The sequence below is a fragment of the Erythrobacter sp. W302b genome, from assembly GCF_046452395.1.
Taxonomy (GTDB): Bacteria; Pseudomonadota; Alphaproteobacteria; order Sphingomonadales; family Sphingomonadaceae; genus Erythrobacter.
Genome location: NZ_JBKFDH010000002.1, coordinates 95123 through 114440, shown reverse-complemented (window position 1 = coordinate 114440; position 19318 = coordinate 95123). Strand labels below are relative to the sequence as shown.

At 61.8% G+C, this 19318-nt stretch carries 28 protein-coding genes; 21 read left to right on the top strand and 7 right to left on the bottom strand.

The genetic code is table 11. The features are described from left to right. The first annotated feature begins 93 nt into the window (after positions 1–93). The 5 genes from ACLBKT_RS15135 (at position 94) to ACLBKT_RS15115 (ending at position 2549) form a co-directional block, all read left to right on the top strand. Positions 94–735 (top strand): hypothetical protein, encoded by a 642-nt coding sequence (locus tag ACLBKT_RS15135; protein ID WP_410183812.1) that lies wholly within the window; start codon positions 94–96, stop codon positions 733–735. 12 nt (positions 736–747) lie between these two features. Further along, complete coding sequence (locus ACLBKT_RS15130; protein ID WP_410183811.1) at positions 748–1371, top strand: DUF6927 domain-containing protein; 624 nt, start codon at positions 748–750, stop codon at positions 1369–1371. A gap of 16 nt (positions 1372–1387) precedes the next feature. Continuing rightward, positions 1388–1588, top strand: coding sequence for a hypothetical protein (locus ACLBKT_RS15125; protein WP_410183810.1), 201 nt, complete (start codon positions 1388–1390; stop codon positions 1586–1588). 111 nt (positions 1589–1699) lie between these two features. Continuing rightward, on the top strand, positions 1700–2050 hold the full coding sequence (locus ACLBKT_RS15120) for an antitoxin Xre/MbcA/ParS toxin-binding domain-containing protein (protein ID WP_054590611.1): 351 nt from the start codon (positions 1700–1702) through the stop codon (positions 2048–2050). Between the two features lie 4 nt (positions 2051–2054). Further along, positions 2055–2549, top strand: a complete 495-nt coding sequence (locus ACLBKT_RS15115) for an RES family NAD+ phosphorylase (protein ID WP_410183809.1) — start codon at positions 2055–2057, stop codon at positions 2547–2549. A gap of 7 nt (positions 2550–2556) precedes the next feature. Here ACLBKT_RS15115 and ACLBKT_RS15110 read toward each other — a convergent pair whose 3' ends face one another. Beyond that, positions 2557–3054, bottom strand: coding sequence for a hypothetical protein (locus tag ACLBKT_RS15110; RefSeq protein ID WP_410183808.1), 498 nt, complete (start codon positions 3052–3054; stop codon positions 2557–2559). Between the two features lie 67 nt (positions 3055–3121). Between ACLBKT_RS15110 and ACLBKT_RS15105 the strand changes: the two genes are divergently transcribed. Both ACLBKT_RS15105 and ACLBKT_RS15100 read left to right on the top strand, forming a co-directional pair. Then, positions 3122–4408: a hypothetical protein gene (locus ACLBKT_RS15105; RefSeq protein ID WP_410183807.1), complete on the top strand. Its 1287-nt coding sequence runs from the start codon at positions 3122–3124 to the stop codon at positions 4406–4408. A gap of 47 nt (positions 4409–4455) precedes the next feature. Next, a complete protein-coding gene (locus tag ACLBKT_RS15100) occupies positions 4456–5091 on the top strand; it encodes a DUF7007 domain-containing protein (RefSeq protein ID WP_410183806.1) in 636 nt (211 codons plus the stop codon). Between the two features lie 96 nt (positions 5092–5187). Here the strand turns inward: ACLBKT_RS15100 and ACLBKT_RS15095 are convergent, their stop codons facing one another. Together ACLBKT_RS15095 and ACLBKT_RS15090 are read right to left on the bottom strand one after the other, a co-directional pair. After that, the gene (locus ACLBKT_RS15095; RefSeq protein ID WP_410183805.1) at positions 5188–5451 is read right to left on the bottom strand and encodes a hypothetical protein; all 264 of its coding nucleotides are present in this window, start codon (positions 5449–5451) and stop codon (positions 5188–5190) included. Between the two features lie 63 nt (positions 5452–5514). Continuing rightward, on the bottom strand, positions 5515–5841 hold the full coding sequence (locus ACLBKT_RS15090) for a hypothetical protein (protein WP_410183804.1): 327 nt from the start codon (positions 5839–5841) through the stop codon (positions 5515–5517). Between ACLBKT_RS15090 and ACLBKT_RS15085 the strand changes: the two genes are divergently transcribed. From ACLBKT_RS15085 to ACLBKT_RS15035, 11 genes are all read left to right on the top strand, one after another. Beyond that, positions 5840–6862, top strand: coding sequence for a hypothetical protein (locus ACLBKT_RS15085; RefSeq protein ID WP_410183803.1), 1023 nt, complete (start codon positions 5840–5842; stop codon positions 6860–6862). The genes ACLBKT_RS15090 and ACLBKT_RS15085 overlap by 2 nt on opposite strands. Before the next feature lie 59 nt (positions 6863–6921). After that, positions 6922–7293, top strand: a complete 372-nt coding sequence (locus ACLBKT_RS15080) for a DUF3768 domain-containing protein (protein ID WP_410183802.1) — start codon at positions 6922–6924, stop codon at positions 7291–7293. Positions 7294–7365: 72 nt separating this feature from the next. Next, positions 7366–7716 carry a hypothetical protein gene (locus ACLBKT_RS15075; protein ID WP_410183801.1) on the top strand — a complete coding sequence of 117 codons (351 nt, stop codon included), beginning with the start codon at positions 7366–7368 and terminating at the stop codon, positions 7714–7716. Positions 7717–7865: 149 nt separating this feature from the next. Further along, entirely contained in the window at positions 7866–8420 is a 555-nt protein-coding gene (locus ACLBKT_RS15070) for a DUF736 domain-containing protein (RefSeq protein ID WP_410183800.1), read from the top strand. A gap of 189 nt (positions 8421–8609) precedes the next feature. Beyond that, on the top strand, positions 8610–9125 hold the full coding sequence (locus tag ACLBKT_RS15065; protein WP_410183799.1) for a hypothetical protein: 516 nt from the start codon (positions 8610–8612) through the stop codon (positions 9123–9125). Beyond that, positions 9119–9490: a hypothetical protein gene (locus ACLBKT_RS15060; protein ID WP_410183798.1), complete on the top strand. Its 372-nt coding sequence runs from the start codon at positions 9119–9121 to the stop codon at positions 9488–9490. The genes ACLBKT_RS15065 and ACLBKT_RS15060 overlap by 7 nt, the downstream gene beginning before the upstream one ends. A 76-nt stretch (positions 9491–9566) precedes the next feature. Then, positions 9567–9869, top strand: a complete 303-nt coding sequence (locus ACLBKT_RS15055; RefSeq protein WP_410183797.1) for a type II toxin-antitoxin system prevent-host-death family antitoxin — start codon at positions 9567–9569, stop codon at positions 9867–9869. Continuing rightward, complete coding sequence (locus tag ACLBKT_RS15050) at positions 9850–10254, top strand: hypothetical protein (protein WP_410183796.1); 405 nt, start codon at positions 9850–9852, stop codon at positions 10252–10254. The genes ACLBKT_RS15055 and ACLBKT_RS15050 overlap by 20 nt, the downstream gene beginning before the upstream one ends. A 471-nt stretch (positions 10255–10725) precedes the next feature. Next, positions 10726–11061 carry a single-stranded DNA-binding protein gene (locus ACLBKT_RS15045; protein WP_039330710.1) on the top strand — a complete coding sequence of 112 codons (336 nt, stop codon included), beginning with the start codon at positions 10726–10728 and terminating at the stop codon, positions 11059–11061. 138 nt (positions 11062–11199) lie between these two features. Next, positions 11200–12522 (top strand): hypothetical protein, encoded by a 1323-nt coding sequence (locus ACLBKT_RS15040; protein WP_410183795.1) that lies wholly within the window; start codon positions 11200–11202, stop codon positions 12520–12522. A 194-nt stretch (positions 12523–12716) separates the two neighbouring features. Continuing rightward, positions 12717–12905, top strand: a complete 189-nt coding sequence (locus tag ACLBKT_RS15035) for a hypothetical protein (protein ID WP_410183794.1) — start codon at positions 12717–12719, stop codon at positions 12903–12905. A 661-nt stretch (positions 12906–13566) separates the two neighbouring features. Here ACLBKT_RS15035 and ACLBKT_RS15030 read toward each other — a convergent pair. Together ACLBKT_RS15030 and ACLBKT_RS15025 are read right to left on the bottom strand one after the other, a co-directional pair. Beyond that, positions 13567–14862 carry a hypothetical protein gene (locus ACLBKT_RS15030; protein ID WP_410183793.1) on the bottom strand — a complete coding sequence of 432 codons (1296 nt, stop codon included), beginning with the start codon at positions 14860–14862 and terminating at the stop codon, positions 13567–13569. 237 nt (positions 14863–15099) lie between these two features. Next, entirely contained in the window at positions 15100–15585 is a 486-nt protein-coding gene (locus tag ACLBKT_RS15025; protein WP_410183792.1) for a hypothetical protein, read from the bottom strand. A gap of 584 nt (positions 15586–16169) precedes the next feature. On the opposite strand from ACLBKT_RS15025, the gene ACLBKT_RS15020 reads away from it, so the two are divergent. Further along, complete coding sequence (locus ACLBKT_RS15020) at positions 16170–17162, top strand: DUF2493 domain-containing protein (protein WP_410183850.1); 993 nt, start codon at positions 16170–16172, stop codon at positions 17160–17162. 338 nt (positions 17163–17500) lie between these two features. Beyond that, positions 17501–18064, top strand: a complete 564-nt coding sequence (locus ACLBKT_RS15015; protein WP_410183791.1) for a hypothetical protein — start codon at positions 17501–17503, stop codon at positions 18062–18064. A gap of 152 nt (positions 18065–18216) precedes the next feature. On the opposite strand, the gene ACLBKT_RS15010 is transcribed toward ACLBKT_RS15015, so the two are convergent. Further along, complete coding sequence (locus tag ACLBKT_RS15010; protein WP_410183790.1) at positions 18217–18390, bottom strand: hypothetical protein; 174 nt, start codon at positions 18388–18390, stop codon at positions 18217–18219. Between the two features lie 107 nt (positions 18391–18497). Between ACLBKT_RS15010 and ACLBKT_RS15005 the strand changes: the two genes are divergently transcribed. Beyond that, positions 18498–18749 carry a hypothetical protein gene (locus ACLBKT_RS15005; protein ID WP_410183789.1) on the top strand — a complete coding sequence of 84 codons (252 nt, stop codon included), beginning with the start codon at positions 18498–18500 and terminating at the stop codon, positions 18747–18749. A gap of 48 nt (positions 18750–18797) precedes the next feature. On the opposite strand, the gene ACLBKT_RS15000 is transcribed toward ACLBKT_RS15005, so the two are convergent. Continuing rightward, positions 18798–19130, bottom strand: a complete 333-nt coding sequence (locus ACLBKT_RS15000; protein ID WP_410183788.1) for a hypothetical protein — start codon at positions 19128–19130, stop codon at positions 18798–18800. Between the last annotated feature and the right edge of the window lie 188 nt (positions 19131–19318).

Here is a 19318-nt window from a genome sequence, read left to right as displayed (position 1 = left end):
GTTGCCGCTGCAGGGCCTAAGCGCACATCGTCGCAGCCTGCATTGAGGGAAGGGGGATGGGGCCATTGCATCTTGCAATGGAAAGGAAGCCTCATGTCCTGCGACATCGATTACCGTTACCGCCGCGCACTCCAGCCTGATGGGCTGACAACCTTCGAGAATGCGCTGCGAGCTTTGAACGAGGCCGTCGATGACGTCCGCCTTGCAGGCCGGCAGGCTGCAAACTGTCCGGCAGTGCTGCTGCTGACGCGCCACCTCCAGCGCATTGCCGACGGAAGGCCGACCGAATGTGATGCCGACGACCAGGCGCTGCGGTCCCAGTGCATCGAACGCCTTGCCGAGCTCAAGCACAGACCGGCGATCATTGCGCTGGTCAAGCGAGGGATCGACTATCGTCCCGAAGAGCTGCGCCACTACCGGCGCGAGGGCACGCGCGCCCTTCGCCAGATCGCAGCAGGGATCGGGCTCGAGCATGCCGATTACCGCATCAGCTATTACACCTCACAGGAACAGCTCGCGGGCGAGCATGTGCTGGAAGCCGAAGGTATCTATGTCCGGATCAGCCCGGAAAGGTTCGGCGAGCCGGGTCTCGCCTGGCGCAACCCGTTCTGGAAACCGCCTGGCGCGGTGATGCGCAAAGCGCCGATCACCGCCCTTGCAGACATTCCCGCACTCACGGCGCGGATCGCGCGCGAATTGAAGATCGCACCTCCGGCGCAGCCGGGGCTCATCTGAAGGAGAACACGCATGGGCTGGCTTTACATGCACCGTGCCGGAATGGGGGGCTTCGACACTCCCAAGGCCTATCTCGACAATCAGCTCACATGGGAGCGCGAAAATGAAGAAACCGGCACCTTCGAAGGATGCCGGGTCATCAGAAGCGTGTCCACAACCGGGGCCTATTACGCGGCTGTCCAGCGCTATGGACCGAACAACCAGACCCACGCCATCTCCGCGGTGATCTGTCTGGTCCGCTGGAACCCCAAGGCAGCCGACGGCCTCCTGTTCGGTTACAAGGACATGGATGAAAACTCCGGGCCGGTGGAGGCCGGGTGTCCCAGAAGTATCCTCGAGGAACTTGGGCCAACCCGTCACCCTTATGCCCTCGACTGGCGCAACCGCTGCTACCGGCAGCTGCGGCTGAAGGAACGCAAGATCGCCGATGGTGACATGATCCGGCTGACTGAACCCATGAAGTTCACCGACGGGAGCGAACACGCCGAATTCAGTGTGACAAAGCGCGGCGCGAAGATTGAACTCAGCACGCCCGATGGCCGAGGCCGGTTCCGCATCAGCAGATTGATGGAGCGCCGGTTCGAAGTCGTGCCCCCCAAACGTGCGCCGCGCACATTCTTCCCGGCAATGCCGTAACGCTCGGGAGGTGACCATGCTGCTTCAGAGCCTCGATCCCAGAAGGGCGATCCTGTGCGGACGCGCCAATGCCGAGCGCCTGGCCATCCGGATGACAGCAAATTCCGGGCGGAGCCATGCCGTGGTGAGGACAGACAGCAAGCTCCAGCCCTTCTGCGTTCTGCCTGCAGAAGAGGGCCTTCCAGGTGCGTTCGAATTGCAGGTCGTGGTTTTGTAAGAGCGGGAAACCTCTGCGGCTGAACCGAAAGAGCTGCCGGGCCCGGCACAGCAAACCTTGATTACCGCAAAGATTGACGCTATATCGCGTCAGAATTCATGGGAAAGTGCAATGGCGATTCAAAACTACGCTGACAACGGTGCGTTTGCTCCGCGCAAGATCGTCGACGCGCTGCGGACGACCAGCGACGAACTCGCACGCTCGCTGGGCCTCGGCAAGGACGCGATCCAGCGCAAAGACCGGATCGCTTCCGATCGCACCCAGCGCCGCCTTCGCCAGATGGTCGAGGTGCTCAACAAGGTCGAGCCGCGCTTTGGCTCGGCGTTGCTGGCCTATGCCTGGTACCGCTCGGAACCGCTGCCCGGCTTCTCGGGCCAGACCGCTATGCAGCTGGTGCAAAGCAACCGGGCCGACGACGTGCTGACCTATATCGACGCGGTCGACGCCGGCGTCCACGCCTAGTCCAATGCATTTTACCGGGCTGCTCTACCGCGCCCACAACCCGGTTTGGTCCCGCGAACCCCTCTCAGGGGAGGGGGCGGCCCGGTTTGGCGGACGGTTCAATCGCATGGGGCGCACGGCGCTCTATACTTCCCTCGCCCCCGAGACCGCGCTGCGCGAGGCCAATCAGGTTGGCACGCTGCAACCCACCACGCTGGTCGCCTATCAGGCCGACGTCGGACCGCTGCTCGATGGCCGGGACATGGCTGCATTGCATCCCTTCGGCATCACACCGGCTGAGCTCGCCGACCAGTCGTGGCGTGATCGGATGCTCTCCGGCAAGCCGGTCCCGACGCAGGACCTGGCGGAGGCCGCGATCGCGCAAGGCTATGCCGGCATCGTGGTCCCGAGCTACGCCCGGGGTGCTCCCGCGGACGCGCTCAATCTGGTCCTGTGGGACTGGGATGGCCGCATCACGCTTGTTGATGACGACGACCGGCTTGGCCTTCGCAATACCTGATGGCCGCTTATTCCTCGATCATCCCTCCGAGGCCGGGATCGAGATACCACGATGGGCCTTCGGTAAAGTCGGCATTGCGGGCAGGAACAGGGCCATCAGGCTCTGACGACACGTAAGGGTTGACCATCGGCGCAGGGTGCTGGCCCGAGCGAAGAATGTGCCCCGACATCTGGCATCGGGCCCCAAGGAGTTCGAAGAGCCATTCGAGATCGTCGAGCATCTGGATAACCCCGCGCCCTGCCAGCGCATAGTAGAGGCAGCGCTGATAGTCATCGCAATGGCAGGACAGGATTTGCGTCAGCCGAGCCTTGGCATTGGGCAGGCCCTGAAACACGCCCTGCAAGGTCTCGTAGAGCTCGCGCGCCGAGTAATAGGCATCGAACGGCTCCACTCCGATCGAGGCATTGGCGAGCATGCGCTTGGTTGGACGGCAATTCGGATCAAGTGCCGCGTCGCGCAGCGTGATATCGAGGTCGAACTTGCCGATATCAAAGACCTTGTTCATTATTCATGGGCTCCTGCAGATTATGAACATACCGTGAACAAACGACAGGGTCAAGGCGTCATCATGCATGTGGCTGGTAGGTAAGGACACCACAGGAAAGACCGGCAGGGTCGCCATCAGCGACGAGCTGAAGGCTGCGCTGGTGCGCTGGTATACAGGCCGAGGCAGCGAGGCCGACCACCGTGCTTCAGTCTCACTGGTCTCGACCGCGCGAGAGAACCACAAGTGGATCGCCTGCGACTGCCTTGGGGCAGAGCGGCCACCGCCGCTGATGAGCGCGGCCTATCTCAGTTTTCAGGAAACCTATTACCTACGGCGTCTCACCTCGCGGCCAGGCCACGAGCCCGGTTGCCCGTTTCATCTGCCGCAGGCGCCGCCGCGCATCCGCGAGACCATGAAGGACTCGCTCTATGCCATCGGCCTGCCAAAAGGCTTGTTCAGCGCGCACCAAAAGGCGCCGGAGAAGCTTGCACAGAAGCCAGAGGACATAGAGCCTGACGACCGTTCACGCGGCGTCGCCATCCCGCGCCTTGGTAAGCTGCTCTGGCTGCTGCTCGAACGCGCTGGCTCGAATATCCTGCGCGAATTACCGCCCAGTGGCAGGCGCGCAGGCTCGATCAGCGAAGAAATGCGCCACCTCAAGCGCGCCGCCGAGGGCCTCGAAATCGCGCCGGGCATCCGGCTGTCGGATCATCTGTACACCAACGCGATCGATTACGAGAAACGGCGGGTCCATGCCCGATTGCGGGCCGCGGCCGAGACCTGGCCGCCCGAGTTTGCGCCGCAGGCCTTCCTGCTTCTCGAAGCGAGCGAGGTCACATCGAGCGAGGTGGTGACGGGGCTCGGAACTGTCGAAATCCGCAATCGCATCCAGCACACCGGGATCATCCGGGCCGAGGTCGAGCCACCCTTTCTCGTGCTGGCCGTCGTCGGCGAGCACAGCCGGCGCGAAGGATACCTGGCGCTGCGCGCCTATGCCCAGCCTGTCTTCAGCGGAAACCAGTTCGTGCCCGCCGAGCGTGACCATGATCGCGAAGTGCTGCGCGCGCTCCAACAGGCCCAGTATGAACTGCGCCGTCTCGGTGTCAGGATGGCGGTCAAGAAGGTCCTCTTTGACATCACGTTGGCTGCGGGCTCGGCGAGGCCGGATTTCCTGGTGGCGCTGCTCGATGAGCATAGCGGGGTGGAGTGCAAGTTCGCACTCCAGATCCTGCAGTCGGATGATGCTGACTATCTTGAGCTTCGCAGCATCGAGCGCGAGCGTCTCGGTCAGGCCGGGCTTGTCGTATCCATGGCCGTCAGCAGCGTGACGCCTGAGGCAATTATCAGCGAAGCCCGCCGCATTCTCGAGTGAAGGGGAGGGGGAGAATGTGAGCGAACCTGAAGAAGGAGAGTTCGCTCATGACATGCTTTGCTCCCTCGCCGCGCCCATCGACATCGATCTGGGGTGCTGTCCAACAGGCCGATCAGCTTGGCCCTGGGATTTGGTCGGTGATGACCGCCAGCCACGGCGGCATCATTCTGTCCGATCAGAGACAGGCCGCCATGCCAGCGGCGCTAACGATCGAGGGCGCTTCCTACGAGGAAGACTGCGACTGGGCGCTGCCGATCCTGGCCTTCACCAACGAGCTTGGAGGGCAGGGCTCCTGCTCCGCGGGCTTCCTGCAGCTTGCCCGCGATACCGCCAAATGTTGGCATCCGGACCGCTTCAGCGCCTTTACCGGCGAGGCCGTCGAGAAGAATGCCTCCACGATCCTGCGGACGCGTAAGGCCTACATCGCCGCGATCGGCGAATTCTGCACGACCAGCGCCTGGGGCGATTGGGCCGAATGGGTGCCGGAAGGCAAAGTCGGCGTGATTGCCCGACAAGTCGAGCGCGTCGATCACCTTGGCCGGCCAACCTATGGCGAGGCCGAAGTCTGCGCGCTCATTGCCAAGGACCTCTACGCCGCGCGCGGCGAGGTTACGGCGCTGCGCGATACGGCGCACGAGATCATCCCCACGCCCGAGGATCTGCGGCCGAAGCGCGTGGGCTGAAGAGCAGGCCCACGCCGCCCGGCTCCGGCCAGGCATCAATCCGCCGATCTGAAGGGAAGGGGGAGGGGAAGGGCGAACCAGTGCGATGAAGGACCCCTAGAAATGAACCCGACAATCATCCGACCCAGCGTCAGCCCGAAGACGATCACCAAAGTCACGCGCCTCTTTAACGGCACCATCGGCGATATCCTCGGCGAGCTCCTCCAGAACAGTCGGCGCGCTGGCGCGTCCCTGATCGATATCGCCTGCTGCGCGGATCAGGACGGGGCGCGACTGACACTGGTCGACGACGGAACCGGGGTCGCCGATCCCCAGACCATGATTGCGCTGGGGGATTCGGGCTGGAACCAGCGCATCCATGAAGCCGAAGACCCGGCAGGCATGGGCGTCTTCAGCCTCGCGGGCAAGGATACCCGGATCAGCTCACGTCATGCCAATGCCGACACCGGATGGTCGGTGCATGTCCCCGCGGATGGCTGGACGGGCGCGCAGGACATTGCCGTGCGGCCCCTTGCTCGCCCGGTCGGTACGACCATCACCTTCCTGATGCCCGGAGTGAGCGAGCAGACGACCGAGCGGATTCTGCGTGAAGTCGCGAAGTTCTACCCACTGCCGGTGTTCTTCAATGGCACGGAAATGCCGCGCGAAGACTTCCTCGCCAAGGCGATCCACATCGGCGAGTGGAACGGCAGCCAGATCGGCGTGTTCGAGGGCCGCGAATATCACCAGGACCCAACGACCAACTTCCATGGTGCTCACCCGCAAGCTTGCCAGCGTCTCGGAGAGCCTCGGCGGCAAGACTTACCATGCCCGGCTCGATATCGGCGCCACCCCGGGACTTGCCCTTGTGCTTCCGGCGCGCAAGGAATTCGTCGAGAACGCCGCCTTTGCGGCGCTTCAGGCAGCGTGCAAGCGCGCGATCTATGCCGCGCTGGCGCACAAAGGCCGGCACCGGCTTTCCTTCGAGAACTGGAAGGAAGCGCGCGATCTGGGGGTTGCCCTGCCCGAGGCCGACCCCTGCCTGCCCCGCTGGCATGCTGCCATCGCGGAGAGCGACAACGTCAATGTCGAGTATGAAGAAATTGCAACGAGTGCGGACACGATCCTTGTCGCGGATCTGGAGCCCGATATTGCACAGGGACTGGAGCGCGCGCTGCGCGACCACCCCTTGCGCCCGCACCTCGTCGAGAACCATCCCGCATACGCAGGCTATGGCTGGTATGACGCGCTGCATCAGCTCGGCAACGTGCGCTTCTATGTTGCAGCCGGAGAGCGCGATCACGTCATCGCCGAAAACGGCAGCTTCCCTCCGCTCGATGACCATGTTCGTGCCGAGACGATCGAGCTGAGGTTCTGCGTCTTCCACCGCGCCAGCGAAACGCAGCGCGAGGAACGGATCCCAGCAGATGTCGCCTTCGTCGTCGGCGAGGATGGCTGGTACAGCGGCATCGACCAGATCCGCATTGCCTATCTTCCGGGTGATGACCTGACCCCCGAAACGCTGGTCGATCTGATCGAGAACGTCTGTTTCTGCGCGAGCGACGACAGCGAGGCCGATTCCTGGGACACCCAGCACGAGCACTTTCTGCGCGATGCCCGCGAGCTCGCGGCCCGGGTGCTGCTCGGCGAGGACGAGGCCGTTGCGGCCCGCATCCGCGACACGCTCGCCAGCATCCTGTGGGTCATTCCCAAGGGCCGGCAGGTTGCCATTACCGTTGCCCCCGGGACCGCGATCGATGTTCAGCTTTCCGCTTGTCAGCCTGCGGGCTGAAGCCCGCGAGGCCGTCCGGTTGCCCGCTGATCGCCCCTTTGATCGGGAGGAGACCTCCAATGCATGACACATCCGACCTCTCTTGCTCTCGGCAGCGTACCGAGCGCATCGCGCTGCTCAATGATGCCGCACGCCAGGGCCGTGACCGCATGGCCCGCATCGTCATGACCTCCGGGCTTCTAGCCGAACTCGGCGGCGACACGGTGGCACAAAGCATGCGGGCACAGGCCCGGTTGATGGCCGCTCTGCGCCATTGCACCTTCGCCCCGGATTCGCCCGAGCGAGACTTTGCAAGCATGGATGTCGATGGCATCAAGGTGCTGATGAAGGTCGATTATTACGACACCGAACTGGCGTTCGGGTCCGAGGATCCGGCTAATCCAGCGATGACACGGCGCGTCATCACGCTGATGCGGCCAGCGGACTACTGATCATTGTGAGAGACAGGGATATCGCTGCGTCACCCGGCAGCCGCCCAAACCTGATGGGGAGGTAAAAAGCGCATGAGCAGACACAAAGTGCCGCTTCGTGACGGAGTTGCGGCGGCAAGTGCCTATGTTGGCTGGGACCGTCCACTTCAGACCTATTTCGCGCAGGTTCTGAGCCTCCCTGACGAAGACGGGGAGGAAATCGAACTCGTATGGGTCGGAACTGATTTCGGCGAGCTCCCCCGCGCAGTTGACGCAATCCGCGTGCTCGAACCCTATTGCCAAATCGAGGCAAGTCTTGCCGCACAGCTCGAGATCGACAGAATGGCCTGCCTCGCCACGCGCGATGGACCCAATCAGCTGGAAGCCAAGGCGTTCATGGCGCGCCTCAACCAGATCAAGGACGGGTCCGAGCCCGAAGCTTAGGGCGGTACAGACCGCGCCTGGCTCGAAGCAGGGCCGGTTCAGCTCCAATCCACCTATCGAGACTCCTCAGCCCTCTGGGCTGGACAGGATGACGCGCGCCTGCGGTGGCTGGCGCACGGGCCGGGCCAGGGGCCCGGAGGAGAGGGGGGATGGGAGAAGGTGTTCCGGACAAGGGGTTCGGACGGCATCAGGAGAACTTCGACATGAACATCGGCACCCTCAAGGCCAACGCAGAAGGCGTTCACATCGGCCGTATCACCACCCTGACCTTCAGTGCGACCGTCGCTCTGCGGGCCTTCGAATCCACCAACGAGCGGGCACCCAAGTTCGACCTCATGGCGCTTTCGGCTGACCGCCGCAGCTGGGTCAAGATCGGTGCGCTGTGGGAATACTCGTCGAACGAGACCGGCGAATGCTTCCTGTCGGGCCAGATCGACGATCCCAGCCTCTCGGCGCCGATCCCGGTCGCCATGTTCCAGCAGAACGATGGGAGCTTCAATGTCGCTTGGCGCCGTTCGAAGCCCAAGGCCTCGCTCGACGGCTTCGGCAGCGAGAGCGAAGGCGCCCTGCCGCCGCTCACCGCCACCGGCGACGAACCGGCCAGCGACCGCAGCGTTGACAGCGCCGCTGCCACCGGCGACGGTCTGGGCGAGAGCACTGCTCCGGCACCCAAGGGCAAGACGCGCGCGAGCGTCGACGCCTGACCGGCACAAGCCCCCCCCCCCGTGACCGGTGCCGCGACCCGCGCCGGTCACATCGGGAAGGCCCGTCCGCGCATTTGTCGCGGGCGGGCCTTTTCTTTTGCAGCCTGCTGTCGGGCTCAACAGATATGCCGGGTGAAGACGGCCTGCGAGAGGGAAGGGGGAGGTGCCATTCAGGCAAAGGAGGCTTGAATGGCACACACGAACTGGACTCTCGATCTTGGCGGGGCTCCTTGGAACGAAGACTGCGCGCAGATCGGCCACACCCCGAACTTCGACCTCGTGAATACGGCGGAAGTCACGCTCTACAGGGCTGCGCTGATCGCGGTCGCCGGGCCTCCGCCCGCCGGGATCACCCTGCGGATCAAGGCTAACGCCCATGATTTCGGGACCTACCGGACAGTCGAGGCGAGCATCGACAATGAGCAGGACGATGGCAGCCATGCCAGTTATCTCGAGACCCTCGAGACCGGCATCGCCTTCTGGCATCAGGCCGGGTTTGCACCGCCTGAATTCGGCAAGCTGACGGCCAGCGATCAGTTTGCAGGTTTCGTCGTGGATGCCGTCGCAAGCGCGCTGCGGATCACACGGCAGAGCAGCACCGGCGCATTCTTCCCGGCGTCCTCCGGGCCGCTCCACCGGAACCTCACCGCAGCCTTTCCGGAAGCGGCGCAGCGCGCCTTTTCAGAAGGGGGCCTGCCATGCTGACGGATAGCGAGCGCTTCTCCTTCAGCGCCTGGCGGATCCATGCGTTCGCCTCTACGGGCAATGCCTACGACGCCGTGCAGACCGACGAGACTATCGCTGCTGGCGATACTCTCCTCATTCTCGATGAAGGGGTTGTCGGTGTCGCGATGACCTGGCCCTTTGCTATCACCGCAGAGGTGGGCAAGCTTCACGCGGTCTGTGAGCCCGGCGCTGGCGAAACCCTTGGGCACATTGAAAAGGCGCTCAATGTTCCAGACGGGTCAATCGCGCGAGCCTGCCGCCTCGCAAGGACTCTGGGCTTTGCGATTGATGCGGGCCTCGTGCCATTGTTGCCGGTGCTGCCGGCAACAGAGGTGGACGGCTAGTGGGGCAATCGTCCCCGCAGAAATCTTGCTATTTTGGCAATAATTGCTATTTTGGGTGCCGCGAGGAGATACCACCATGCCAGCGACGGCCAATGAGCACCCCAGGATTCCCCTGACCCGGTTTCACAACAACACCGGCGAGTTCCTCGACCTTGCGACCAAGCAGCCGGTCGTCCTCACCAGCCATGGCCGCGAGCGGCATGTGATCGCAGATAGCGAGTATTTCCGCCATCTCGAAGAGGCTGCGCGCGGCGTGATCGCAGGCCACATGAATATCGAAGCTGTCGCTTCGTCCGACATGACCGAAGCAGACCGCAAGGCTTTTGCCAATGCACGGCCTTCGGACAGTGAACTCGCCAATGACCGCTGGGAAGACTGACCGCCCCGCCGCAGGCCATATCCTCCGATACGTCTACCTCTTCGAGGAAGAGCAGAGACGGGGCCGCGATGAGGGCGTCAAGGAACGCTTCGTCGTCGTCGTGGGTGTGGATGGGTCACGCTATCTGGTCGCCGCGATCACCACCAAGGGCGAAGGGCGCAAGAACGCCATCGTGATCCCCGATGAGATTGCGCGCACAGCTGGGCTTGCTCCCGGTAGCGCGATCGTCATTTCGGAATTCAGCCGCTTCACCTGGCCCGGGTTCGACATCAGGCCCCTGATGAAGCAGCCCGGGTACATTGCCGGACGCTTCCCACCGCGGTTCACGGCAAAGATCATCGATGCCATCGCAGCCTGGGGAGCAGCTCCCGTCGATCGGGACTGATTGGCGCACCGTTCAGGCAGACAGGCCCCCTGGGGGCCTTGTCCGATTGTGCATCAACGCGAGGCCAATGGCGGCAACCCTGCGGATTGGCATCCCCAAATAGCCAAGGTCAGGTCTTCCGGACGACTGCCGCCAAGGGACTATTCGCTCCCCGAACTCGGCAAGGACGGATGATCAATCCTGCGATCAACGCCAGTGACAGCAAGCCGAGACGCGGCGAGGTTGATGTCCAGGCACGCAATCCGCCCCAGTACCAACAGCACGTCCGCCGCCCAGTGCCCCTGCCTCTCTGGTCGAGCTTAGGGCCAACCTGCAGAAATGCGAGCCGTGTTGCCCGGCAAGCCCGGCTGCCCGCACCACCTCGATTTCCGAGGTTTCCCGCGCGCGAAGGCGCGCGGTGTCCCAGCTCTCCCGCCGAGGCTCGATAAGGGCACCGGCGGACGAGCCGTCGGCACCAAGGAGGCTCTTGCAATGAACATCGTCAACCTCGTCGGCCGTCTCGCCAAGGATCCCGTCGCCCGCGATCGCAGCGACACCCGCATCACCGAACTCATCCTCGTGACCGAACGTCCCGTCATCCGCGACGGGAAGGTCCAGAAGGACCCCGAGACCGGCTACCCGGTCAAGGATGCCGAATTCCACAAGATCACCGTCTTCAACGGCCTCGGGCTCCCGCTGCGCCAGCACAAGGCCAAGGGTGATCAGCTCGCCGTGACGGGCCGCATCCACTACTCGCGCTGGCAGGACGCCGAAGGCAATGACCGCTACGGCTGCGAGATCATCGCCGAGAACGTCGAGTTCCTGTGACCAGCAGGGGCGGCACCGCGGTGCCGCCCCTCGCTTCGCTTCACAGGCGAAGATCGCCAGCCTGATCGGCCAAAAAAATCCATCCTGACCGAGGACGACAAACGCCATAGTAAGACTGCCACCAGGAGGATCCGCTACATGTCGATTACCTTCCCTCGGAAGTTCGCCATCGGGGGAGTGCCGGTCACGAACATCAAGGAAGGGTTGAAATCTCTTTCCAGAACGAATGATCCCGGCTCCTTTGTCGGCCTACGTTCGGTCTTTCCGACCCTCATCCACGGATCGCATGCCCTCGAAATCGCAGGCTTGCTTGGTTTGCTCGACGATGAGCGATCCGATCTAACCCCGACAGGCAGGGCGGTTGCCCATTCACGCAGCGTCGTGAAAACCGAGCTGACCAAGGCGCGTGCCATCCTCGACCAGCTGCTTGAACGATTTGTGGCTATCAATGCCGATCCCGATCGTCTCATCAGCATCAACAGGGTCTACCTTTACGGCAGCGTCATGCGCGGCGATCCGCTCGTCGGCGACATCGACCTCGACATCGAAGCCTCGCGGGGTCCAGCCTACGCGAACGACCTTCAGGGTTATCTCAGGGATTGCCTGACCTTTGTCCGGCGATTTGCCCCGAACTATGTGCCTCCTGTCTACATGGCTGAAAGTGACAAGGCGATGGATTATCTCGCCTTCGGGCAAAGGCGAGCGCCGATCCTCACTGGGGCCATGATTAACGTAAGGAACCTCAGCACGATCCCGGCGCCATGTCAGCTGATCTACACCATTCAGAACGGGGTCGAGATGAACGCCCCGATCCTCACGACCCATCCTGATTATGACCCTGCAATTGAAACGAGCCACGAGATCCCGCACCTCGCATCGATCGAGGTTCCCAAATTCGGAATCCCAGAGCCCGTTGACGCCCGATTCATCGCGAAATTCCATCCCTCCGGGCGGATTGCCGCCCATGATTTTGCCTCACCGACATCGAACCTGCTGGCGAGGCTACTGCGGTTGCATGAACAGCAATCCAGCACGCTGAAGGTCCATGTGAGCGGCGATACGCTGGACCCCGCCTTCGCCAAACGAGGCGGCCTCACGGACGACCTGAGGCCGAAGGGAACCATTGTCCTGACGGTCGAGACCGATCGCAGCGAACTGCGATCCTTTATGAAAATTGAGCGTAGGGTGGCCACGATTGATGGGACGCTGACGATTGACTTGAAGGTCTGTGACCTCGCGACGCTGCAGCGCCGACGGACCGATGACGCCCACGCCGACTGTCTCGCCGTGGTTGCAGCCACAATCCATATGGCAGACCGGTTCCACGCGGTCGCACTCAACCAGGCGGGCAGCAATTATCCGATCGAAGCGACGGTGACGACAGCCAGCTCGGTTCCGGACACGATCGGTCCATTGATCCAGCAATTCGGCTCGAAGATAAGCAGGTCACTCGATCCCTGACTTGGATCCCCGCCCGCCGATGAGCCCGAAGCAGCCATATCGCAACCTGCCGGCGTGCTTTTGGCATCCCCGAGGATTGCCGTTCTTCCTGCGATATCGGCTTCACCCTGTAAGGTCCCGTCTCACGACCCTAGGTCGATCATTGTCCCTGTCGCATCGATCTGTGCGCCGCGGTGACCACAGCTGCACCTCAAATGATGCGCGACCACGGCAAGCTTCATCGGGATCGATTTGGCGAAGCATTGATCGCGCAACCTGGACGCCGGGATGATCACGACGCGGCGGCACCTGCGGCATTCAACCTGCGCATTGAGACCATGCCGGACCAGATCGGCGACAGTGTCGAGACGCTTGCTTCCCATGACAGCGGCAGAACATTATAAGAACGAACTCGTCAACCGTAGCGCTGAGAAGAGTCTGGCAGCGCGACGTCTCCCGACCTTCGGTCGGGACCGCGCTCTATTCCGCTACGTGCGCTGCGGCCCCCGTCTTCGCGGGGGCTTCGCGCACCCGGGGCTTCACCGAGCCCCTGAAGGGTCTCGGCCCTTCGGGTGATGATCGCTGACGCATTTGGCCGCGCACCGCGCTTACGCGCTGCGACCATAAGAAGCGGAGCTTTTCCAGCGGCTCGGGTTTCGCCCGGGCCTTGCGTTTCTAATAGCTCCGTCGGCTCTCGGTCCCGCCGCTCGCCGCCTGTTTGCCGCGCGCACGGTCGGCGACTGGAGCCGCCGCCTCGGCGAGCGACCAAACAGGCCTGTCGGACCGCGGCTCCTGCGGGAGCCATCCCCGGAGCAGACGTCTGAGAGAGACGCCGGTTCACTCGGAATGCGGCTTTTCGGCGATGCTGTCAGCTTGCCCAATGTCCGGTTATGGGTGGTGAGCGGAAGGGCGGCTATTTAGGATGCGTTGCCCCCAAACTCGTGCGGTTCAGATTCCAGCATTTCGGGTCAAGCATTGATTGAGAGTGGGCCAACATACGCGGCGCACACCGACAACTCGGCGGGATGGAAATCGATGTTTTTGATTCATCATAATTTGCCCTTGCTAGGGCGTATCAATATCCGGGCACTCATCGGTTAGTTCACATAGCCAAGAAGACAGGAGGTGCGCGGAATCACTCTTCCGTGGTTCAGCGGCTATTCGCTTTTTCATATACGGGGCAAGAACAACTGCATTCTCTTGATTTCGACGGATCACGTCGGAGACGCCGCTCAAGTCTTGGATCCGTAGATCTGCGATTAAAGCTCCCAGCAAGGCCCATTCCTCGGCATCGGGCTGTCGCGTTGCAAGAGATTCTATCCAGATAGGCGCGGATTTGATTGCCGGGTCGTTCTTGGTCCGCGCTGGCTTGGCGAGCGCATTGCGCAAGTCGGAAGTGAGGTCGTCAATTGGACCCTGCCAATCGAGCCCTTCAAGAATATTGGTGTGCTCAGACATCACGCGCGATAGCGCTGCACCTTCCTCGGCAGGAAAGTCGGTCAGCAAATCGCGCACATTCATCATGTCTATATCTCTGAAATCACTCGATATATATAATGATCTAGTGAAAGGCTGTGCCAGGATCGTTGTCATCGCGAATGCACGGCGGAAAACAATTACCCGGTCTGCATCATATACTATCAAGCCTTCGCGCCGCACCGGCTCGGCAACAAAACTGTCCTTGAGCTGGTCGCGCGACAATCGCATTGGGTCGATGCGCAATCCAATGTTGTCGAGAACGATGTCGGGCTTCTGTTCGACAAAGTCTGCTTGGACGCACAAATCCCTCGCCAGGCGCGCTTTCCAGGCAATCACGAGAGCTGAACCGTTTTCAGATACGAGGCGACCTAGTTCGCCGATATCGACGGTCTCCTTGCCCGCAAGGACCCATTTTCTCGAATCAAAATCGGCAAGGCTATCCGGCTCTGCGAGCTCTTCCGAAGGCACCGTGCATGAGCCTTTGCCTCGCAGACTGAAGCGCGTAAAAATTCCGTTGGCCCATTTGATCGTGACGCTTTTGACAGCTGGAAGCAGCAAGATGGTAGAGCAATATGCATCGCATATCTGGGCATGTCGCCCACGGTCTTCGCTTGTCTCACCCGAGAGTTTTATCTGGTGGCCTTTCGACCAAGATCCGTAAAGCTCGACATGGCCTTTCAGCTCGATCCGACCATCCGGATTTATCGATGTGACTTTCGCTTTGGCCAGAAGCTGCCGACTGATGGTCCGGCTCCTTTCGGCCAGGATCTCATTCCTGCGCTGGTTATCGTAGATGCAGGCTGCGGGTAGAAGGACGAGGCACAGCACCGCGCCAACAATCTGCGGCCATCTACTGGAGTGAATTGAGCCTTTATACGCCACATTTCAGAACTATAGCGGAACACAATGAAATGGAAGGCGGCAATTGTGAAACGGCTTGCTACGCTGTCGAAGACACCCTTCACAAGCGAAAGCTTGGGTGCCAGCTTACAGTGAGACAAACGGCGAACCGATCGTCCGCTTCGGGGTCGCTTTGCGAATATCCGCTTTCAGCGGCAAAGTAAGCAAAGCTGCCCGTCCGCTTCAAGTATCGGTGCTGCTCCTCACGGGGTGCGGACCCTATCGGTCTTCCAGATCCAGACGGACCGCCCTTTCAATGAAGCTGCGCGGGTCTTGCACGAAATGCGCTGCGTCCGATTGGAGAACCGTCCTGATAACAGCTTCCCTGCTTGGCTGGATGATCGCACCTTCAGGCGTTGCAAAGACGCAGTCGAAACGCCGCGCGAGGTCGCAGACCCCGCCGATCAACGGCAAAGAGAGATCTGCCACATCGAAGCGGACCTGGATTTCTTCGATGAATTGCTCATCGAAGCTCACCTGGATGTCGTCAGCAGGTTCGTCGCCCCACACCCGAAGACCGGTGTAGGATCGCGGTTTCTCGGGCAGCAACATGTCGAGCTTCGCAAATAGCGCTTTCGCCTCTGCGATTGGCAGCGCCAGAACAACCTCGTCGAGCTGCGTGCGGCTCATCCGTGCAGCGTCGACCCCTGCGATACGCGCTGCGGAGGCGGGGATCAGGTTGATGACGAACTGCCAGACGGCCATCAATCGAACATAGCGCCAATGCGGGGCCCGGCAATGGGCTCATTAGATGAACGCGGGAGCTGCGCTGCCGCACCCCGGCGCCGCCGCCCGTCCGGTCAAGGATCGGCTCAAGCTGTCGCTGTGCTTGCCTTCGCCGCCCGCGGGGCGGCGCTGCCGGCCTTGCGGCATCGTCCCCGACAGTCTGTCGCCTGCCGACCAGCCCCGCCAAAGGGCCTCTCAAGATTGGTGGTGTTCCCGCTGTAACCCCTGCGCAGGGCCGAAGGGGCGGCCCGGCGTGGCGCTGATGCGCCTGACCGGGCCTGCCTTCGTCTCTCTTGCTCGGGGGCGGGAACGTCTCTTCCACACACACAGGAACACCTGCCGAAACCTATCGGCGGTCGCCCCTTAGTCAAGGATCGCGGTCCCCCCAATTTTCAGCGGGGAGGCTGTGTCGCTGCGCGCCAGCCACCACGCAGAAAATCGGTTCCCCCACGCCCGCCATGGCGGCGGCGAGACGAGCTCGCCGTCCCTGACACGGTTCGTCCGGCCCGATGGGTTTTTGGCTGTTCCCAATGTGGGGACGATTTCAAAAATCGGAGGCTATCATGACTGTTTTCAACTCGTTCGCTGATCTGGCTCAGGCACGCATCAATCTCGCCGATACACGTGAAGGGATCACGGAATCCTACGACGGGGCGTTTCTTGAACACAGCGATCTGGCCAAGCTGAACATCATCGAGGCTCCAATCGCCGCCGAGATGCCGGATCCCGACATGGCGCGCCGCGCCGTGGAGATGGCAATCGGAACGATCTTCGATGTCCTCAAGGACACGCGCATGGAGGAGTTCGCACAGCAACTCGCCTGGGGGATGGTCAACTCCTTTCACATGACCGCACGCCTGGCTGAAGGACGCGAGGACGATGCTGCAAAGAAGCTCGGCGAAATGGCACGCCACTTCGATCCTTCGGAAATCTACGCTGTCGAGCTCGAGGAAACACAACAGCTTTGCCAGACACTGCAAGGGTGCCGCGAAGCGCTCGAGGCAATGCGCGATCATGCAGCAGACGTCTACCGCGTCGAAACCGGTCGCCCCTTCACGGCCGCTCGGGGATCGCAAGTCAGCAAGAATGGGGTGACCGCAAGCCAGGTGCAGGCACGCGATTTCCTCGCAGCACGCGCCAAGGATCGCAGGGCGCAGTTCCAGCCCGATGGCCCGCTGGTGATCGTGTCAGGTGGTCAGAAGGATTGGCACGATTTTGCGATGATCTGGGGTATCCTCGACGACATCAAGTCCCGGATCCCCAACATGGTCCTGGGCACGACCGGCATGCGCAAGGGCGTCGACGCCATGGCGGGTGCTTGGGCGCAGCAGAACGGGGTCAACACAATCCTGTTCGTTCCCGACCAGCGCCACGGCAACCGCGCTCCGTTCCTGCGCAACGAGAGCATCGTCAAACTGAACCCGGTTGAAGCGATCATCGGAGAAGGATCCGGCATCCAGTCGAACCTTGCACAGCGCCTCCGTCAGGCTGGCGTGCCGCTGCACATCCGCCGCATCAGCGATCAGGCGCAAACGCGCTCGCGCACCTTCGGCTGAGCGCTTTTCGGAAGGCTCCGGCTTATGCCGGGGCCTTCCGTTCTTCTTTTGCGCAAGGGGCGGGCTCTGGGGGCATCGAACCCCCTTCGCCCGCTGACGCGAGCATCGCGATCCCTGAATCTATCAGCCGCGCTTGTACCTTGGCTCCGCGCAACTTGCCCATGCTCGATGCTTCGCATCTTGCGGGCATCGCTGCAGCGCCAACTGCTACACCCGGACAATGGGTAGACCGGCCATCCTTGAGGTTAACCAGAACCATCTGCCGACATTGATCCACAAGCTCGGGGAGTGAGAAAGGAAAGGGGGATGGAGGAGACGAGCAGCGACAGGAGGCAAAGATGCTCGTCACATTCCGCGTCAAGGATATCGAGACAAGGCTCCATTCGGTACCGGCTCAGATACGCCCGCCCGAGCTCGCCGCGCTGATGCGCAGACTGCACACCGCCAACAGTACAATCGATGCTGATCCAGGCGAATTTCTGGCCGCGCCCCTGAACTTCGAGATCAATGCCAACGCGCTTGCGATCGCCGAGTTCGCATCATGCTTCGACCATCGTCCGGAGATGATCGCGATCGTCGAGGAAGCGCAGTTTCTTGGACGAATGCTGCGGATCGAGCACCTGCAATGCGATGCGCCGATCACGATGCGGGTGAGCGAGCACATCGCTCTCGTAGGTGACATCACAATGAGCAGCGACCTTGCGGCAAAGGTGCTCACCTCTCTTGGCCGTCATGCAAATGAATCTGGCCAATTGTCCCTGCAGAAGCTTGCGACAGCGCTCGCGGATCACCGGACTTACGCGGCTTTCGTCAAGGCAGGAATCACCCCGCTCTTCGAAAGCCTCGCGCTTATTGCCGCCACCGATTGTGGAGAGCAACATCCGCTGCTCGAATGGAGCTAATGACGACCTAGCCACCAGTTCACGAGCAGCCAGGAATCGGCGGAACTCGTCGCCAAATCTAACGCTCGATCTGCAAACAGCCTCCTGCAGGATCGAGGTGGAAAAGGGTGCCCGGCACGCTGTCGCGGCGCCCTTTTTTCATGCCGGCGGGATTACGCCATTTCCGAACAGCCACGCTCCAGAGCATAGCTTTCGCGAAGTCGCTGGCAACGCATGCCTCCTGCCGCAGGCCCGTCCACCACCATCGCCATGAGCACCCCGCCAGCATACTGGTCAACCACTAGTTTCCCGACCGAGAAGCCGTGCTGCGCCGGCTTCCGCACCATCGAAAAATTAGCGGTCAAGCCTACGCTTCGCTCCGGTGACCAGCACACTAACGGGGCGCTGTTTCATGGCATGGCGGACGAGCCGCCGAGCGCCAGGAGGCAAGGTCATGTGCTACACAACGGAAAGCTACGAAGACGACGTTTCGGTGCTTCGTCAGATCAACCCCAACATCATCGCCCTTGATGAAAAAACGCTGGAAGCCGAGCGGCGCTCATACCACACCTTCTTCGACGTCCATGTCGTCGAGACCCCGGACGGGTACATCCTCATCGAGGAAGGAGACTATGGCGAGCTGCCGATGCATCTGATCGACCAGATCGTCTACACCGCCACCGGCAAGATGGCTGATGAATTCTGACGAGACAGGGCGGTGGTCATCGCCGCCCAACTCGACAAAAACCAGACCTCACCCGCCAAGCTTCTCGAGGGCAGAAATCGCCACCTTTGGCTTCACCTTGACGGCCAGCTCCAGAAGGGCAATCGCCGTATCCTGACCGACCTTTTTGATCAGCCGATTTAGCTCTCGCTCTGCTTCCTCACGCTCAAGCTCTGCGAGCTTCTGCCTGCGCTCTTCCAGGTCCTTTTCCGCTGCTGCCAGGGCAGACCGTTCGCGTTCAAGTTTCGATACCATTGCGCACTCCTCCAAGCCTTGAAAGACCATGCGACGATGCACCAATCGCAGGGTCTGTTCGAGGCAATTTTTTGCTTGCTGCTCTCGCGCCACTTCGTCGCGGAGCATGGCCTGCTTGAGCCATCGCCACGGCCAAACCAAGAGCCATTGTCGTCCCACAGCTCCCGCTGTAGGCGGACATAACGCCTGCGGTAAGTTCGCGAGTCAGGCTCGCTCGCGCAATACTACTGGAGAACCACCTGGGCGAGTGACCCCCCAACGGCAATGGACCTGGCACAGGGCGCAAGTTCCTGATT

What these genes read in the sequence shown, in the direction of transcription:
- ACLBKT_RS15135 (WP_410183812.1), top strand. Translation starts at nt 94, where the DNA reads ATGTCCTGCGACATCGATTACCGTTACCGCCGCGCACTCCAGCCTGAT.
- ACLBKT_RS15130 (WP_410183811.1), top strand. Translation starts at nt 748, where the DNA reads ATGGGCTGGCTTTACATGCACCGTGCCGGAATGGGGGGCTTCGACACT.
- ACLBKT_RS15125 (WP_410183810.1), top strand. Translation starts at nt 1,388, where the DNA reads ATGCTGCTTCAGAGCCTCGATCCCAGAAGGGCGATCCTGTGCGGACGC.
- ACLBKT_RS15120 (WP_054590611.1), top strand. Translation starts at nt 1,700, where the DNA reads ATGGCGATTCAAAACTACGCTGACAACGGTGCGTTTGCTCCGCGCAAG.
- ACLBKT_RS15115 (WP_410183809.1), top strand. Translation starts at nt 2,055, where the DNA reads ATGCATTTTACCGGGCTGCTCTACCGCGCCCACAACCCGGTTTGGTCC.
- ACLBKT_RS15110 (WP_410183808.1), bottom strand. Translation starts at nt 3,054, where the DNA reads ATGAACAAGGTCTTTGATATCGGCAAGTTCGACCTCGATATCACGCTG.
- ACLBKT_RS15105 (WP_410183807.1), top strand. Translation starts at nt 3,122, where the DNA reads ATGTGGCTGGTAGGTAAGGACACCACAGGAAAGACCGGCAGGGTCGCC.
- ACLBKT_RS15100 (WP_410183806.1), top strand. Translation starts at nt 4,456, where the DNA reads ATGACATGCTTTGCTCCCTCGCCGCGCCCATCGACATCGATCTGGGGT.
- ACLBKT_RS15095 (WP_410183805.1), bottom strand. Translation starts at nt 5,451, where the DNA reads ATGGATGCGCTGGTTCCAGCCCGAATCCCCCAGCGCAATCATGGTCTG.
- ACLBKT_RS15085 (WP_410183803.1), top strand. Translation starts at nt 5,840, where the DNA reads ATGGTGCTCACCCGCAAGCTTGCCAGCGTCTCGGAGAGCCTCGGCGGC.
- ACLBKT_RS15090 (WP_410183804.1), bottom strand. Translation starts at nt 5,841, where the DNA reads ATGGAAGTTGGTCGTTGGGTCCTGGTGATATTCGCGGCCCTCGAACAC.
- ACLBKT_RS15080 (WP_410183802.1), top strand. Translation starts at nt 6,922, where the DNA reads ATGCATGACACATCCGACCTCTCTTGCTCTCGGCAGCGTACCGAGCGC.
- ACLBKT_RS15075 (WP_410183801.1), top strand. Translation starts at nt 7,366, where the DNA reads ATGAGCAGACACAAAGTGCCGCTTCGTGACGGAGTTGCGGCGGCAAGT.
- ACLBKT_RS15070 (WP_410183800.1), top strand. Translation starts at nt 7,866, where the DNA reads ATGGGAGAAGGTGTTCCGGACAAGGGGTTCGGACGGCATCAGGAGAAC.
- ACLBKT_RS15065 (WP_410183799.1), top strand. Translation starts at nt 8,610, where the DNA reads ATGGCACACACGAACTGGACTCTCGATCTTGGCGGGGCTCCTTGGAAC.
- ACLBKT_RS15060 (WP_410183798.1), top strand. Translation starts at nt 9,119, where the DNA reads ATGCTGACGGATAGCGAGCGCTTCTCCTTCAGCGCCTGGCGGATCCAT.
- ACLBKT_RS15055 (WP_410183797.1), top strand. Translation starts at nt 9,567, where the DNA reads ATGCCAGCGACGGCCAATGAGCACCCCAGGATTCCCCTGACCCGGTTT.
- ACLBKT_RS15050 (WP_410183796.1), top strand. Translation starts at nt 9,850, where the DNA reads ATGACCGCTGGGAAGACTGACCGCCCCGCCGCAGGCCATATCCTCCGA.
- ACLBKT_RS15045 (WP_039330710.1), top strand. Translation starts at nt 10,726, where the DNA reads ATGAACATCGTCAACCTCGTCGGCCGTCTCGCCAAGGATCCCGTCGCC.
- ACLBKT_RS15040 (WP_410183795.1), top strand. Translation starts at nt 11,200, where the DNA reads ATGTCGATTACCTTCCCTCGGAAGTTCGCCATCGGGGGAGTGCCGGTC.
- ACLBKT_RS15035 (WP_410183794.1), top strand. Translation starts at nt 12,717, where the DNA reads ATGATGCGCGACCACGGCAAGCTTCATCGGGATCGATTTGGCGAAGCA.
- ACLBKT_RS15025 (WP_410183792.1), bottom strand. Translation starts at nt 15,585, where the DNA reads ATGGCCGTCTGGCAGTTCGTCATCAACCTGATCCCCGCCTCCGCAGCG.
- ACLBKT_RS15020 (WP_410183850.1), top strand. Translation starts at nt 16,170, where the DNA reads ATGACTGTTTTCAACTCGTTCGCTGATCTGGCTCAGGCACGCATCAAT.
- ACLBKT_RS15015 (WP_410183791.1), top strand. Translation starts at nt 17,501, where the DNA reads ATGCTCGTCACATTCCGCGTCAAGGATATCGAGACAAGGCTCCATTCG.
- ACLBKT_RS15010 (WP_410183790.1), bottom strand. Translation starts at nt 18,390, where the DNA reads ATGGTGCGGAAGCCGGCGCAGCACGGCTTCTCGGTCGGGAAACTAGTG.
- ACLBKT_RS15005 (WP_410183789.1), top strand. Translation starts at nt 18,498, where the DNA reads ATGTGCTACACAACGGAAAGCTACGAAGACGACGTTTCGGTGCTTCGT.
- ACLBKT_RS15000 (WP_410183788.1), bottom strand. Translation starts at nt 19,130, where the DNA reads ATGCTCCGCGACGAAGTGGCGCGAGAGCAGCAAGCAAAAAATTGCCTC.